Annotated in this window: 13 protein-coding genes; all 13 read left to right on the top strand. The window is 63.6% G+C overall.

The features are described 5' to 3' along the window. Positions 1 to 122: 122 nt before the first annotated feature. The 13 genes from pilM to VGN72_12490 all read left to right on the top strand — a co-directional run bounded on the left by pilM (position 123) and on the right by VGN72_12490 (position 13,224). Complete coding sequence (gene pilM / locus VGN72_12550; protein ID HEV7300191.1) at positions 123 to 1,457, top strand: pilus assembly protein PilM; 1,335 nt, start codon at positions 123 to 125, stop codon at positions 1,455 to 1,457. 97 nt (positions 1,458 to 1,554) lie between these two features. Continuing rightward, positions 1,555 to 2,307 (top strand): PilN domain-containing protein, encoded by a 753-nt coding sequence (locus VGN72_12545; protein ID HEV7300190.1) that lies wholly within the window; start codon positions 1,555 to 1,557, stop codon positions 2,305 to 2,307. A gap of 15 nt (positions 2,308 to 2,322) precedes the next feature. Beyond that, positions 2,323 to 2,922, top strand: coding sequence for a type 4a pilus biogenesis protein PilO (pilO, locus tag VGN72_12540; protein ID HEV7300189.1), 600 nt, complete (start codon positions 2,323 to 2,325; stop codon positions 2,920 to 2,922). A gap of 22 nt (positions 2,923 to 2,944) precedes the next feature. Continuing rightward, positions 2,945 to 3,601 carry a hypothetical protein gene (locus VGN72_12535; GenBank protein ID HEV7300188.1) on the top strand — a complete coding sequence of 219 codons (657 nt, stop codon included), beginning with the start codon at positions 2,945 to 2,947 and terminating at the stop codon, positions 3,599 to 3,601. 38 nt (positions 3,602 to 3,639) lie between these two features. Beyond that, positions 3,640 to 5,448 (top strand): GspE/PulE family protein, encoded by a 1,809-nt coding sequence (locus VGN72_12530; GenBank protein HEV7300187.1) that lies wholly within the window; start codon positions 3,640 to 3,642, stop codon positions 5,446 to 5,448. A gap of 21 nt (positions 5,449 to 5,469) precedes the next feature. Next, a complete protein-coding gene (locus VGN72_12525; protein HEV7300186.1) occupies positions 5,470 to 6,528 on the top strand; it encodes a type IV pilus twitching motility protein PilT in 1,059 nt (352 codons plus the stop codon). 130 nt (positions 6,529 to 6,658) lie between these two features. After that, positions 6,659 to 7,873 carry a type II secretion system F family protein gene (locus VGN72_12520; GenBank protein HEV7300185.1) on the top strand — a complete coding sequence of 405 codons (1,215 nt, stop codon included), beginning with the start codon at positions 6,659 to 6,661 and terminating at the stop codon, positions 7,871 to 7,873. 182 nt (positions 7,874 to 8,055) lie between these two features. Further along, complete coding sequence (locus tag VGN72_12515) at positions 8,056 to 8,577, top strand: type II secretion system protein (protein HEV7300184.1); 522 nt, start codon at positions 8,056 to 8,058, stop codon at positions 8,575 to 8,577. A 25-nt stretch (positions 8,578 to 8,602) separates the two neighbouring features. Continuing rightward, positions 8,603 to 10,012: a pilus assembly PilX N-terminal domain-containing protein gene (locus VGN72_12510; GenBank protein HEV7300183.1), complete on the top strand. Its 1,410-nt coding sequence runs from the start codon at positions 8,603 to 8,605 to the stop codon at positions 10,010 to 10,012. Further along, positions 10,009 to 10,581, top strand: coding sequence for a prepilin-type N-terminal cleavage/methylation domain-containing protein (locus VGN72_12505; GenBank protein ID HEV7300182.1), 573 nt, complete (start codon positions 10,009 to 10,011; stop codon positions 10,579 to 10,581). Before VGN72_12510 ends, VGN72_12505 begins: the two co-directional genes overlap by 4 nt. A gap of 257 nt (positions 10,582 to 10,838) precedes the next feature. Continuing rightward, entirely contained in the window at positions 10,839 to 11,231 is a 393-nt protein-coding gene (locus VGN72_12500) for a hypothetical protein (protein ID HEV7300181.1), read from the top strand. 59 nt (positions 11,232 to 11,290) lie between these two features. Continuing rightward, positions 11,291 to 12,667: a hypothetical protein gene (locus VGN72_12495; GenBank protein ID HEV7300180.1), complete on the top strand. Its 1,377-nt coding sequence runs from the start codon at positions 11,291 to 11,293 to the stop codon at positions 12,665 to 12,667. Continuing rightward, a complete protein-coding gene (locus tag VGN72_12490) occupies positions 12,664 to 13,224 on the top strand; it encodes a hypothetical protein (GenBank protein HEV7300179.1) in 561 nt (186 codons plus the stop codon). The genes VGN72_12495 and VGN72_12490 overlap by 4 nt, the downstream gene beginning before the upstream one ends. Positions 13,225 to 13,383: the final 159 nt, after the last annotated feature.

Here is a 13,383-nt window from a genome sequence, read left to right as displayed (position 1 = left end):
ATACCGCCGGTAGAGATGTCGCGCGCGCCAAACCTTCCCATCGCTTCGCAGAAGGAATGTTTTCTCCGCTTTGCCATGCGCGAAAAGCAATCGTAGATCAGGGTGGGAGAGAGAGACCGAAGATGCTGAACTTCGTCAACAACTGGTTCGCGGCCAAGGCCAACCCCATCGGTGTCGACTTCGGCACCGACGCGATTAGGCTCGCGCAGGTGCAGTGGGTCGACGGCGACTACAAGCTCGCCGCCGCCGCCACCGCCGACGTGCCGTCGCACGTGCGCAATGACCCGAAGGCCCGGGCGCAGTTCTTCATCGAATCGATGCGCGACCTGCTGGCCCAGGGCAAGTTCCGCGGGCGGCAGGTCGTGCTGTCGCTGCCGGCGGCGTCGCTGCACATGCAGCACCTGCGCCTGGCGAAGATGGACGACGCGGCGTTGAAGAAGGCCATTCCCTGGGAGTCACGCGGCAAGTTCCCCATGGAACCCGGCGCCGCACTCGTGCGCCACATGATCGCCGGCGAGATCAACGCCGACACCGACCCAAAGCTGGAAGTGATTGTAATGGCCGCCTCAAAGGCGACCGTCAGCGACTACCTCGCCGCCGCCGCGAAGTCGCGTCTGGATGTGGTGGGCATGCACGTGGAACCGCGCGTGTTGGTCGACTGCTTCGCGCAGGTCTACCGGCGCAAGAGCGACGCGGACACGGTCAACGCCTTCATCGACATCGGCGCTGCCGGCACGCGCATGATCGTAAGCCGTGGGCAGCAGATCTTCTTCGCCCGGTCCGTCCCGATCGGGGGTAACCACTTCACCGCCGCAGTCGCCAGCGCGCTGAAGATGAATTTTGAGGACGCGAAACTGATGCGCATGCGGCTGGCGAACGTGGCCCCGGCCACCCCCGAGCTTACGCCCGCAGCGACGCCCGCACCTCTTGAGTCCATTGCTCCGGCCAGCACCGGTGAGACCGAGGGCTTCGCGCTGCTGACCGCGGGCCTGAACGCCGCCGCGGCACGGTTGGACGATCGCCACCTGGAACAACCCGAACCTGCGTCCACCGAGATCACCAATCCCATCACGCCAGCCACCGCCGCTGGCCGGTTTGATCCCGCTGCCGAGGAACGCAACGAGGCGCGCAAGGTCGACCAAGCCTGCCGCGACCTGCTGAACAAGCTAATCGAGGAACTGGAGCTGTGCCGTCGCTACTTCGAGGGCACGTTCCCGTCGAAGCCGGTCGAGCGGTTGATCTTCGTCGGCGGCGAGGCCCGGCAACGCACGCTCTGTCAGCACATCGCCCGACAAATGCAACTGGCCGCCCAGTTGGGCGACCCGCTGGTGCGCATGGCACGATCGAGCGAGATCGGCATGGAGACCGGCATCGACCGCCGCCAGCCTCAACCCAGTTGGGCCGTCGCGATCGGCCTAAGTATGGGCGCCGCTGCGGCGGTCGGAGTGGAAGCGTGAGGCGAATATTGCCGAACGCCGAACGTCGAAGGGGAAAAGACTATCTCGGCACCGCTTTCAGCCGGCATGAGGCACTCGGCATTGGATAGGAGTTTCTATGACGTCACCCAACCAACTCAGCTTCCTGCCAGAGGACTACCTGGAGCGCAAGGCGCGCCGGCGGGCCAACGTGGTTTGCGCCGCATTGTTCGTGGTGGTCGTCGGGGCAATCGGCTCGGCGTTCACGCTGTCGGACGCGCGCTTGCGCGAGATCGAGGTGCGCCGCGACAAGGTAGATGCCGAGTATACGCAGGCCGCTAAGCGCATCAAAGAAGTGCAGAGCATGAAGGACAAGCAGCAGCGGATGGCCCGCCAGGCGGAGCTGACCGACTCGCTGCTGGAACGCGTGCCGCGCAGCTACCTGCTGGCCGAGATCACCAACGCCATGCCGAGCGGTATCTCGCTGTTGGACCTGGCGCTGGATTCGAAGGCAAAGGCAGCGCCGGTGGTCGTCAAAACACAGTTTGAGGAGAAGCGTGCCAAGGCGAAGGCCGCGAAGGTGGCCAAGGGAGAGGCGGCCGCGCCGCCCCCGCCGGCACCCAAGCAATACGACGTGTTCCTGCGCGTCACCGGCATCGCCGACAACGATGTGCAGGTCGCGCAGTTCATCAGCCGTTTAAACGGATCGGACCTGCTGAAGGACGTGAACCTCGTCATCAGCGACGAGTTCCAGAAGGTGCGCAACAGCACCGGTGAGAAGACCGGCGACAAGATGCGCCGGTTCCAGATCGAAATGTCCCTTCGGCCGGATGCCGAAGTGATGTCAACCACGGACAAGACCCGCACGGCCGCGGTGGAACTGTCGAACTAGCCAACGGAGACACCCATGCGAGTCGGACTTCGTGAAATGCTCTTCTTCGGCGCCATGTTTGCCCTGCTGGGCTGCGCGTACTTCCTGGTCTTCACTAAGGCCGACACAAAGCGCACGGCGTTACTGGCCGAGGTTGCCGTCAAGCAGAAGGCCCTGAACGACGTGCAGCAGAGCACGTCCGGCATCGCCGACCTGGGCCGCAAGATCGCCGAGTTGCAGAAGGCGATCCAGTTCTTCGAAAGCAAGCTGCCGCAGGAGAAGGAAATCGACAAGATCCTCGCCGAGACCACCAACAAGGCCGAGGAAAACGCCCTGCAGATCCGCACGGTGAAGACGCTGAAGACCGAGAAGAACGCCGGCTACACCGAGATGCCGATCGCGATGACGCTCGTCGGCGACTTCAACAACTACTACCAGTTCCTGCTGGAACTGGAAAAGCTGCCGCGGTTGACGCGCGTCTCCAAGATGAAGCTCGAGAAGATCAACGACCAGGACGGGCAGATGGAAGCGCAGATGCAGTTGAGCATCTTCTTCGAGCCCGAGGGCAGCAAGACGACGACGAAGACGACCACGCCGGCCAGCACGGACACCACCGCTACCGCGGCGGTCCAGTAGGCCACGCAAAGGAGTGTCAGCCATGGGAGCGAACGTGAACATCGATCAGGACGACGCGGACCAGACCGAAGGTGACCTCAGCGAGGCGCTGTCGGATGGCGAGGTGGAGTTTGTCTCCGAAGAGGCCACGAAGAAGGGCGCCGGCGGCATGATCCTGTTCGGGCTTGTCGTGGCCGCCGCCAGCGCGACGTACTTCATGTACTGGAAGACCGGCCCCGCCTCCGCCAGCGCGCAGACGGCCGAGGCCCAGGAAGCCACGACGACCATCAAGAAGTTTCTGGACGACGGGCAAGTGAGCCTCCGCACGATGGAGGAGATGCGCAAGAACACGGAGAAGGTCGTCGAGCGCTTCATGAACTACCCGAGCATGACGCAGGTGCCGCTGAGCGAGTTGAAGACCAACCCGTTCCGCACGGTCGCCCCGATCCCCACCGCCGACGCCACCGAGGCCGCGGCCAAGCGGCAGCGCGAGATCGAACGCGAGGCCACCGTGAAGGCGGTGCAGAACCTGTCGCTGCAGTCAGTGATCGTCGGTGGCGCGCGGTCGGCGTGCATGATCAACCGCACGCTCTACACCGAGGGCCAGCAGGTCGACGTCTTCGTGATCGAGCGGATCACGAAGGACGCCGTCGTCGTGCAGGCGAACGGGTTCCGATTCGAACTGAAGATGGCGCAGTAGACGTCGATTCCCAGTCGGCCCATTCCTCGAGATTCACCATGTTCGGACGACGCACGACAACCTCCGCTAGCCCACTGCTGGACCGGGACACCGACGCCCAGCTCGACGGAACCGCCGTCGAGCCGCTCTGGCAGCCCGAGGCGCGGCAGGCGCGGAAATCGGTCGAGCAGTTGCTGTTGGATCAGAAGGTCATCACAGAGGAACAGCTCACGCAGGCCCGCGGCGTGCAGGCGCAGTCGCCCACGAAAAGCATCGCGCAGATCCTGCTGACGATGAACGCCGCCAGCGAGAGCCAGGTGCTCGCGGCCACCGCCGAGACGATGGGGTTGGCATTTGAGGCGCTCAACCGCGAGACGATCGACGCCGACGCCTTTGCCCTGTTGCCGCCCGACTACTGCCGCAAACAGGGCGTGCTTGCGATCCGCTTCGAGGACGACCGCAAGACACTCGTGATGGGCGTGTCCGACCCGGCCAACGTCTTCCTGCTGGACGAGCTGAAGCACAAGACGAAGAAGTCGATCCGCAGCGTCGTCGTCACGCTGGCCGACATCAACCGCATCATCGAGCAGATCACGACGAACGCGACCGATCTGAAGGTCGACGAGATCATCAAGGACATGAGCGAGGACGACGTCCAGCTCGTGAAGGAAGACAAGGACGACGTCACCGACCTGGAAAAGGCCGGCAGCGAGTCGCCGGTCATCCGCTTCGTCAACTACCTGATCTTCGACGCGATCAAGCAGGGCGCCAGCGATATTCACATCGAGCCGAAGGAAAAGGCCCTCAAGATCCGCTATCGCATCGACGGCGTGCTATTCGAGGCCATGAACCCGCCCCACTCGATGGCGGCCGCGGTCTGCAGCCGTCTGAAGATCATGGCGAACCTCGACATCTCCGAGCGCCGCCTGCCGCAGGACGGCCGCATTCGCGCTGTGGTGCATGGCCGTAAGGTCGACCTTCGCATGAGCACCCTCCCCACCGTGGTGGGCGAGAAGGTCGTCATGCGTATCCTGGACAACAAGTCGATCAACGTCTCGCTGGACGACCTCGGCTTCGGCGAGAACGCGCTGACGATCTGGAAGAACGCGATCGACCAGCCGCACGGCATCGTGCTCGTCACCGGCCCCACCGGCTCGGGTAAGACGACCACGCTCTACTCCAGCCTGCGGCAGATGGACGCCAACAAGCTGAACATCAGCACGGTCGAAGACCCGGTCGAATACCACCTGAGCAGCGTCAACCAGACGCAGATGCACGAGAAGATCGGCATGACGTTCGCCAAGGCCCTACGCGCGCTGCTGCGCCAGGACCCCGACGTGGTGATGCTGGGTGAAATCCGCGACGCCGAGACCGCGACGATCGCGGTGCAGGCGGCGCTGACCGGCCACCTGGTGCTGTCGACGCTGCACACGAACGACGCGCCCTCGTCGGTCACGCGTCTGATCAACATCGGCGTCGAACCGTACCTGATCAGCGCTGCCGTCAACGCGATCCTGGCACAACGGCTGGTGCGCAAGATCTGCCAGCATTGCAAACAGGAACACGTCCTATCGGACGAGACGCGCGAATTCCTGACGATGCAGGGCTTCGGCGACGGCGTGGTCTACAAGGGCGCCGGCTGCGACCGCTGCCGCAAGACCGGTTACGCCGGCCGCCTTGGCATTTACGAGCTATTGGTGATGGACGACGGCCTGCGTGACCTGGTTACGGCCAACCCCGACGTGAACCAGTTGCGCAAGCTCTGCCGCGAGCGCGGACTCGTCACGCTGCGGCAGGACGGCTTTGAGAAGGTCATGAAGGGCCAGACAACGGTCGATGAGATCCTACGAGTGACCGAGAACGCATAGGTAACTGACGACGGAACCACTATGAGCATGCTAAACGACATCCTCCGCGCGGCCGTGAGTTCGAAGGCCTCGGATATTCACTTCAACGTTGGCGCGCCGCCGATCTTCCGCATCAACACGGTGATGACGCACAGCGACTTCCCCATCGTCACCCAGGAAGGCGTGACGCGCATGGCAAAGGAGATGATGAACGAGAAGCGCTGGGCCGACTTTGAGGAACACCGCGACAGCGACTTCTCGTACGAGATCGCCGGCGTCAGCCGGTTTCGCGTGAACGCGCACTACCAGCGCAACACGGTCGCGCTCTCCATCCGTACGATCAACGACAAGGTGCGCCCGATCGAGCAGCTGTTCCTGCCCGAGATCGTCAACAAGCTGACCTACCTGCCCCGCGGGCTGATCCTGGTGACTGGACCTACCGGCTCGGGCAAGAGCACCACGCTGGCAGGCATGGTCGACTCGATCAACCGCCGGGAACCGGGGCACATCCTGACGCTTGAGGACCCGATCGAATACGCGTTCATCAGCGCAAAGAGCGCGATCGAACAGCGCGAGGTGGGCAGCGACGTGCCGAACTTCGCCAGCGGTCTACGGCACAGCTTGCGTCAGGACCCGGACGTGATCCTGGTGGGTGAAATGCGTGACCTGGAGACCACCAGCAGCGCCATCACTGCGGCCGAAACCGGTCACTTGGTCTTCAGCACGTTGCACACGATCAACGCGCCGCAGACGATCGAACGAATTATCGATATCTATCCTAGCGATGAGCAGAACCAGATCCGCTCGATGCTGGCCAACACGCTGCAGGCCGTCATCAGCCAGACGCTGTTCCGACGCCATGACCAGCCGGGCATGATCCCGGCCGTCGAAATCATGCTATGCACGCCCGCGGTGCGTAACTGCATTCGCGAGAACCGCATTTTCGAAATTCCGAACGTGATCGAGACCAGCCGTGCGCTGGGCATGCAGACGCTCGACAGCAGCATCAAGCAGCTGTACGTGAACGGCTACATCAGCCGCGAGGACGCGGTCGCCCAGGCCGCCCATCCCGAGAAGCTGGAACGAGCGCTGGTGGCCTGAGGCGAATGCCGAATGCCAAATGCGTAATGCCAAGTTAAGAAGGAGGAGGATGCGACATCCTGGATCGCCGATGCGATGATCGTCCGATCATTTGGCAATCGGCATTCGGCATTCGGCATTCTCACCCCCCATGCCAAATTACCGCTACGAATCGAAGTCGGCCAACGGCAAAGCCCAGTCGGGCATACTGACCGCGCCCACCCTCGCGGCGGCGTCGCAGCAGCTGCGCGAGCGCGGCGAGTACATCCTGGCACTGGCGCCGGCGGGCGACGAGGCGAAGAAGGGTGGCTTCAACTTCAGCATCGAGATGGGCCCCAGCGCCAAGGACGTTCAGAACTTCACCAGCCAGCTGGCCGTCATGATCCGCGCCGGCATCAGCATCCGCGCCGCCATCGAGGGCATCGCCGACCAGGCCGAGAACAAGAAGTTCAAGGCGATGCTCACCCAGATGAAGAAGGACGTCGAGAGCGGCAAGCAGTTCTCCGACGCCCTCATGCGCTACCCGAAAGTCTTCAGCCCCCTCTACATCAACATGGTGAAGGCCTCGGAACTGTCCGGCGGCTTCTCAAAGATGTTGGACCGCATCGCGACCTACCTCATGCAGCAGATCGAGACGCGCAGCATGGTCGTCGGCGCGATGATCTACCCCGGCATCATCGGCGTGATGGCGATCGGCACCACGATCTTCCTGCTCGCGTTCGTCGTGCCCCGCTTCGGTGTCATCTTCAAGGGCAAGGAAGCGCTCCTGCCCGCCCCGACGCGCGTGCTGAACATGATGAGCGCGTTCGTCGTCGATTACTGGTATGTCTTGCTCTCGGCAGTGGTGATGGCGGCCTGGGCGTTCGTGCTCATGCTGCGCACCGACTGGGGCCGGCTGTGGTTCGACAAGGCCAAGCTGAGCGTGCCACTGTTCAAGAAGCTTTTCCGCGCGCTCTACATCAGCCGCAGCCTGCACACGATGGGCCAGTTGATCAACGCTGGCGTGCCGATGCTCGACACGATCAGCATCACCGCCGAGATCAGCGGCAACGCGCTGTATCGCCGGATGTGGCGCTCCGTTCACTCGGCCGTAAAACAGGGCAAAAAGATCAGCCAACCCTTGCAGCGCAGCCCCCTGCTGCCGAAGTCGGTCATCCAGATGATCGGCGCGGGTGAGGAATCCGGTAAACTCGGTGAAGTGCTGGACGAGGTCAGCGAGTACTATTCGCGCGAGCTGAAACTCGTGATCAAGTCCGTGACCGCCATGATCGAACCGATCATGATCGTCGCCATGGGCAGCGTCGTCGGCTTCATCGCGATGAGCATCATCCTGCCAATCTTCAAGCTCAGCAGCATCGTGAAATAGCGGCCTCTCAGGCTCTCCGGCAGATGCGGAGGCCTTCATATGGAATTGACGATACGGAGAAGCGAAGGGCCCAGAGTCCTTTGCCTCTCCGTATCATTCTTTGGAAACTCACTTCTGGCACTCAAGTCCGAAACAAACTACCCGATTTGACTATAGGGCAATTCAATTGGAGATCAGGGGTGATGGACAAGCGCATCCCCCATCCTCGGCTTACTCGCACTCGCGGCTTCACGCTCATCGAGGCAGCCCTCACGACGGTGATCGTGGGTGTCGCGTTCGTCGCAATGCTGACGCTGTTTGCAGCCGGCACCAGCGTGAACAACACGAGCGCCTCGATGACCACCGGCATGCACCTGGCCAAGAGCGTCCGCGAGATGGCGATGACGATGGAGTTCACCTCCCCCGCCTCGCCGGGCACGTGGGGACGCGATTCCGGTGAGACCGCGACCAACCCCGGCGCGTGGGATGACCTGAACGATCTCGACAACGCATCGTTCAGCCCCCCGATCGACGGCGGAGGGAACGTGATTCCCAACATGGAAAACTGGCGCCAGACGATCGACGTTCGCTGCGTTGACGTGAATGGAATGGAGACGTTGCTGCCCGATGGCACCTCCGAGGCGATCCGCATCACGACGATCGTGACGCGCGGCACCGACGAGGTCTGCAGGCTGTCCTGGTATGCGTTCGAGGGCACGCCTTAACGTGGTTCGACCGGAGAGGTCCCCTATGTCAATGCAACGCAAACATCCCTGCCTCACCGTGAAGCGTACGCGTGCCCGTCGCGGTATGACGGCGGTCATCGCGATGATCTACCTGGCGCTGTTCTCGACGCTGGCGATCGGCTTCTACTCGTCGACGTCGCTGTCGATGAAGGTCGTCGGCAACGACCGGGATGGGGTGATCGCCCTCTCGGCGGCCGAGTCGGGCATGCAGTTCATGAAGTACCAACTGTCGCAGGTGTCGGTCAACCCGACCGTGACCACGCCGGCCGACGTCATCGCCGGCGTCGCCGCCGACCTACAGGCAAACCTTTCCGATTCTCGCGATATGGGCAGCCACACGGTCGGACAATCGGGCCTGGTAATTTCGGTGCCCGCCACGACCGGCGCGACGATCCCGTTCGACGGTGTTGCGCCGGGCGCGGCGTTCAGTGCAACGATCACCCACCTGCCGGGCGTGAACAACACGCTGGTCGTCCGCGTCACCGGTGAGTACGCGGGCACGCGCCGCACGGTCACGATGGACTACGACCGCCGACAGATTCCCACGACCATCTACAACTACGCGATCGCCTCGAAGGGCGCGATCGTGCTGGGCAAGGGCGATGTTACCAGCACCGACCCCGCCAACAGCGATACGATTCACGCGATGAGCGCCAAGCCCGACACCGATGACGCGGTGATCGTCAGCGGCGGTACGCTGGGTGGCGACCTCACCGTCCTCATGGGGTCCGACGTCGACTTCCGCAAGGGCTCGGTGGGTGGCGCCTCGACCCAATCGCTCGTGCTGGCCAACACGACCTATTTGCCCGACGCGCCAGAGTTCCCGATCGTCAACACGTCGGTCTTCAAGTCGTACGCAACCAACGTTTACAACGGCGCCAGGACGCAGACCAACATCCGCGTGCCGGCCAACACGAACCCCAGATTCAACGGTGGCGACACGGTCAACGGCATCCTGTATATCGAGTCGCCTAACACCGTGACGTTCCGGGGCAACTTCAATATGGCCGGCATCATCGTGTTCGAGGACAAGGCCGGCGCCAACACGTTGGACTTCAGCGGCAACATGAGCCAGACGCCGGCGCCTTCGGGCTCGCAGTTCGACGCCATCCGTGCTGCCAGCAGCGTGTCGATCCTGGCCCCCACGGCACTGGTGGCCATGACGGGCAGCACCGGCTCGTTCCTGCGCGGCAGCGTGATCGCCGACCGCTTCACCTTCAACGGCGCCGCCGATATCCGCATCGATCGCGGCACGCTGATGACGCTGAACCCGGGCATGAACTCGGCGGTCTTCTCCGGCAGCAAGTCGGTCAAGTTTACCGCGACCGGCGCCGACAACGCGCCGACCACCGGCATGAGCTACTCGTCCTTCTTCGCGCCCAAAGCGTCCACCTTCCACGAGTTGATGCAATGAGCACAGCGTACGCCACTCCCACCGCGTTCACCCGTGCCCATGGTCGCGCCACAACGCGCTCGCGGGCGCGGGGCAACCGCGATCGCAGCGGCCTGGGGTTGATCGAGTTGCTGATCAGCCTCGCGATCACGTCGGCCCTGCTGACGGCCGTCGCGGTGGCCACGGCGGTGTCGGCGAAGGTGGTGACGGACAACGACGAGTTCACCCGCGCTGCCCAGGCGGCCCGCGTGGCGTTGAACCTCATGCTCTCCGACTGCCGCCGAGGCGCGCCCGACGCGAACGAGATCACCAATACCACGCTGGGCGTGGTGACGGCCGAGAACGCCATCCGCACGTATCGCTACGACGAAGTGGCGCAGCAGATCCTGCTGAGCGACCTTGACGCCCTTGATCAGCCTGGTCTCGAACACGTCGTGGTGCGCAACGTAAGCGCCGCCCGCTTCGACGTCACGTCCTCCGGCACACCGCTCGCCGTCCGCCGGGTGACGGTCAACCTGACCGTCTCCATCGGGGGCAACGCCGTCCACCTTTCCGGCTCAGCGGCGCCGCGGCAGAACGCGACGTACTAAGGTCGCTACGGATTCCCGATCTTGATCCCACGCCCGGGCGGGTGGCCAAGGCTGCCCGCCCGATCGTCGTTTCCCATACCACTATGCGTCACCGGTGCGACCGCACCGGTTTTGCCCATTTGCCTATCGCTCAATCGAATTGCATGTTCAGGCTGATGAGCGCGTCATGCCGCACAATCTTCCCCCGTTTACATCGCAGCCTCGGCCACCGCAGTAGCGGCGTTCGACGGGTGGCGTTCACGATGCCGGAGGTGTGTTTGGTCTTGGTCATCGTGGGCGTGGGCGCGCTAGCGATGATGGAACTGATCGCCACCGGCACGCGCGCCAACGCGCAGAACTACCAGCAGACCAATGGCCTGCACCTGGCCAACAACGTGCGCGAGCACATGCGCCAGGCCACTTTCACCGACACGCTCGCGATGCAGGGCACCGAGTATTCACCACCGATCGATGCGCGCGGCCGGGAGATCCAGATCATGAGCGGATGGTCGCAGCGAATCAACGTGCAGCGCATCGATATCGACCGGCTGACGCACGACGTGCCGAGTACGGCCGACGTGAGCGCGGTCCGGGTCACGGTCGACGTACGACGCCCAAACGTCGATGAACCGCTCTACTCGGCGAGTTGGCTCGCTTTCGACGTGCCGTGACTAAAGGAGAGGGGGAACCGCTTATGCGAAGCATTCGATCAACACGAAAGTCTCGGGGCATGGCCTGCGTGTTGGCGATGCTCTTCCTCGTGCTCTTCTCGATGATGGCCATCGGCTTCTTCGCGACGTTCACGATTAACACGCAGTTGTCGCACAACGAGTCCAGCGCCAGCCGGGCGTTAACGGCGGCCGAGTCGGGCGCGGAGTTCGTCAGCTACCACCTGTCTCACCTTACCCCTGCTGCGACCGGTGCAAGCGACGCCGCGGCGCTCGACTCGATTTACGCGCAACTGGCGACACGGCTGGACGGCACTGGCAACGCCGGTGGCGATGGCGTCGGCGTTGATGAGGATGCCGCCGGTGAACAGTACCTCGCGATCCCCAGCCAGGCCGGTGGCGTCGAACGTTGGATGGATCTCGGCGCCAGCATCGGACAGGCGCGTATGACGCTGCGCATGACCGACGGCACGCTTACGCTGCGCAGCGAGGGTCGCAACGGTGCCGGTCACCCCATCGGCCGGGGGATCGAGTACGACTATCGGACCGTCGGTGGCACGTGGGTCTCACCGGGCGCGGGCATCATCACGCGCAGCCGGGTCGACATGAGCAACAACGCCCGCATCAACGGTGGCAACGTGATCAGCCTGTCGACCGCCAGACCGTCGCTGACGGTCGTCGGCAGCGCCGGCATCGCCGGCGATTTCCTGTATAACCCGGCCAGCAGCGCGCCGACGATCAACAACGGTGGCTGGATCAGTGGACACAGAGGCCCGTACAGCAGTGCGCCCGAGTTGCCCACCGTCGACACCAGCGTCTTCGAACAATTCGTGCCGGCCCGCGGCACGACCGGCGCCAAGGTCATCACGGCCAGCAACATCTCGTGGAGCCCCACGCCGTTCACCAATGTGCGCGTGCGGGCCAATAGCAACACGACGTTCGGCTCGGTCGTGTTGAACGGCGTGATCTTCATCGAAACGCCCAACAACGTCACGTTCGCCGGTGGCTGCCAAGTGAACGGCGTGATCGTCACCGACACGCTCGGCGTCAGTGGCAACAACAGGATCACGCTCAGCAATGGCGTCCCCCTCCGCAGCGTCGAGACGCTAAACGCCGCCAACTTTCCCGCCGCCGAACGCATCGCTGAAGTGCGCAACTTGGCCGGCGCGGCGATACTGGCGCCGGCGTCGGAAGTCTACATCACCGGTGGCGCGACGATCAGCGGCGACGGTGGCACGATCGTGGCCAAGCGCTTCCAGATGGACAACGGCATCAACGCGAACATCCGGGGGAACATCATCATCCTCGACTCAAGCACCACCTTCACCCGAGGCGGCGGCATGCTGAACTTCAGCAACAATCCCAACCCCGTCCCCGGCCTGCTGGGTGGGAACCGGCTCGTCGTGTCGCGCAACAGCTACCGCGAGGTGACGCCATGAGCATCCCCGCGCGCCAATCCCCATTTAAGCACCCACGCCGCCGCGGGTTGAGCATTCCCGAGACGCTGCTGAGCCTGGCGATCGTCGCGATGCTGCTGACGGCCGTCGCCACCGCATACCAGGCAGCAGCGATGTCGATTGAGACCAACGATCGCTTCTTCCAGGCCACCCATACTGCGCGCGTCGCGATGAACCGAATCGTTCGCTCGATCCGGACCGCTGACGCCTGCGTGGTCGGCGCCGTGTCACAACAGGTGAACGACAGCGTGTCGGCGACGACCGTGGACGTGATCGAGCCGGACGGCGGCCACGTCCGCTACGCTTACGTGCCGGGCGACCGAACGATCACGGTGAGGGATTTGGCCGTCACCGGCGCGCCTGCGTATGTGGTTGCGCGGAACGTGCAGCAGGCCTTGTTCACGTCACAGGTAGAGGTGGGCGCCGCGTCCAGCGCTCGCAGGACCACCTGCGTCGCGATCGATCTCGTGGTTCAGGTGGGCGCCGAACAGCTTTACCTCAGTGGCTCGGCCGTGCCGCGGCGAGCGATGGAGGACTGAGCAACCTAACACCACCGCCAGACTGCATCACGCCGCGGCGCGGAAGCCGCGGATTTGCCGACTGCGAAAAGCCATCGCCGGAGGATCAACCGCTCCCACCGCGGCGTGAGAGGTTGTTCCAAGTTCCAAGCAGGAACCTGCAGCGGCCGCCAAGGCGGA

This window comes from Tepidisphaeraceae bacterium, assembly GCA_035998445.1.
Lineage (GTDB): Bacteria > Planctomycetota > Phycisphaerae > Tepidisphaerales > Tepidisphaeraceae > DASYHQ01.
This window is presented reverse-complemented; position numbering and strand designations above follow the sequence as displayed.

Bases quoted from the DNA above. Each gene is read 5' to 3' on its own strand.
- VGN72_12490 (HEV7300179.1), top strand. From the start codon at position 12,664: ATGAGCATCCCCGCGCGCCAATCCCCATTTAAGCACCCACGCCGCCGC.
- VGN72_12525 (HEV7300186.1), top strand. From the start codon at position 5,470: ATGAGCATGCTAAACGACATCCTCCGCGCGGCCGTGAGTTCGAAGGCC.
- VGN72_12535 (HEV7300188.1), top strand. From the start codon at position 2,945: ATGGGAGCGAACGTGAACATCGATCAGGACGACGCGGACCAGACCGAA.
- VGN72_12530 (HEV7300187.1), top strand. From the start codon at position 3,640: ATGTTCGGACGACGCACGACAACCTCCGCTAGCCCACTGCTGGACCGG.
- pilM (HEV7300191.1), top strand. From the start codon at position 123: ATGCTGAACTTCGTCAACAACTGGTTCGCGGCCAAGGCCAACCCCATC.
- pilO (HEV7300189.1), top strand. From the start codon at position 2,323: ATGCGAGTCGGACTTCGTGAAATGCTCTTCTTCGGCGCCATGTTTGCC.
- VGN72_12520 (HEV7300185.1), top strand. From the start codon at position 6,659: ATGCCAAATTACCGCTACGAATCGAAGTCGGCCAACGGCAAAGCCCAG.
- VGN72_12495 (HEV7300180.1), top strand. From the start codon at position 11,291: ATGGCCTGCGTGTTGGCGATGCTCTTCCTCGTGCTCTTCTCGATGATG.
- VGN72_12505 (HEV7300182.1), top strand. From the start codon at position 10,009: ATGAGCACAGCGTACGCCACTCCCACCGCGTTCACCCGTGCCCATGGT.
- VGN72_12515 (HEV7300184.1), top strand. From the start codon at position 8,056: ATGGACAAGCGCATCCCCCATCCTCGGCTTACTCGCACTCGCGGCTTC.
- VGN72_12510 (HEV7300183.1), top strand. From the start codon at position 8,603: ATGTCAATGCAACGCAAACATCCCTGCCTCACCGTGAAGCGTACGCGT.
- VGN72_12545 (HEV7300190.1), top strand. From the start codon at position 1,555: ATGACGTCACCCAACCAACTCAGCTTCCTGCCAGAGGACTACCTGGAG.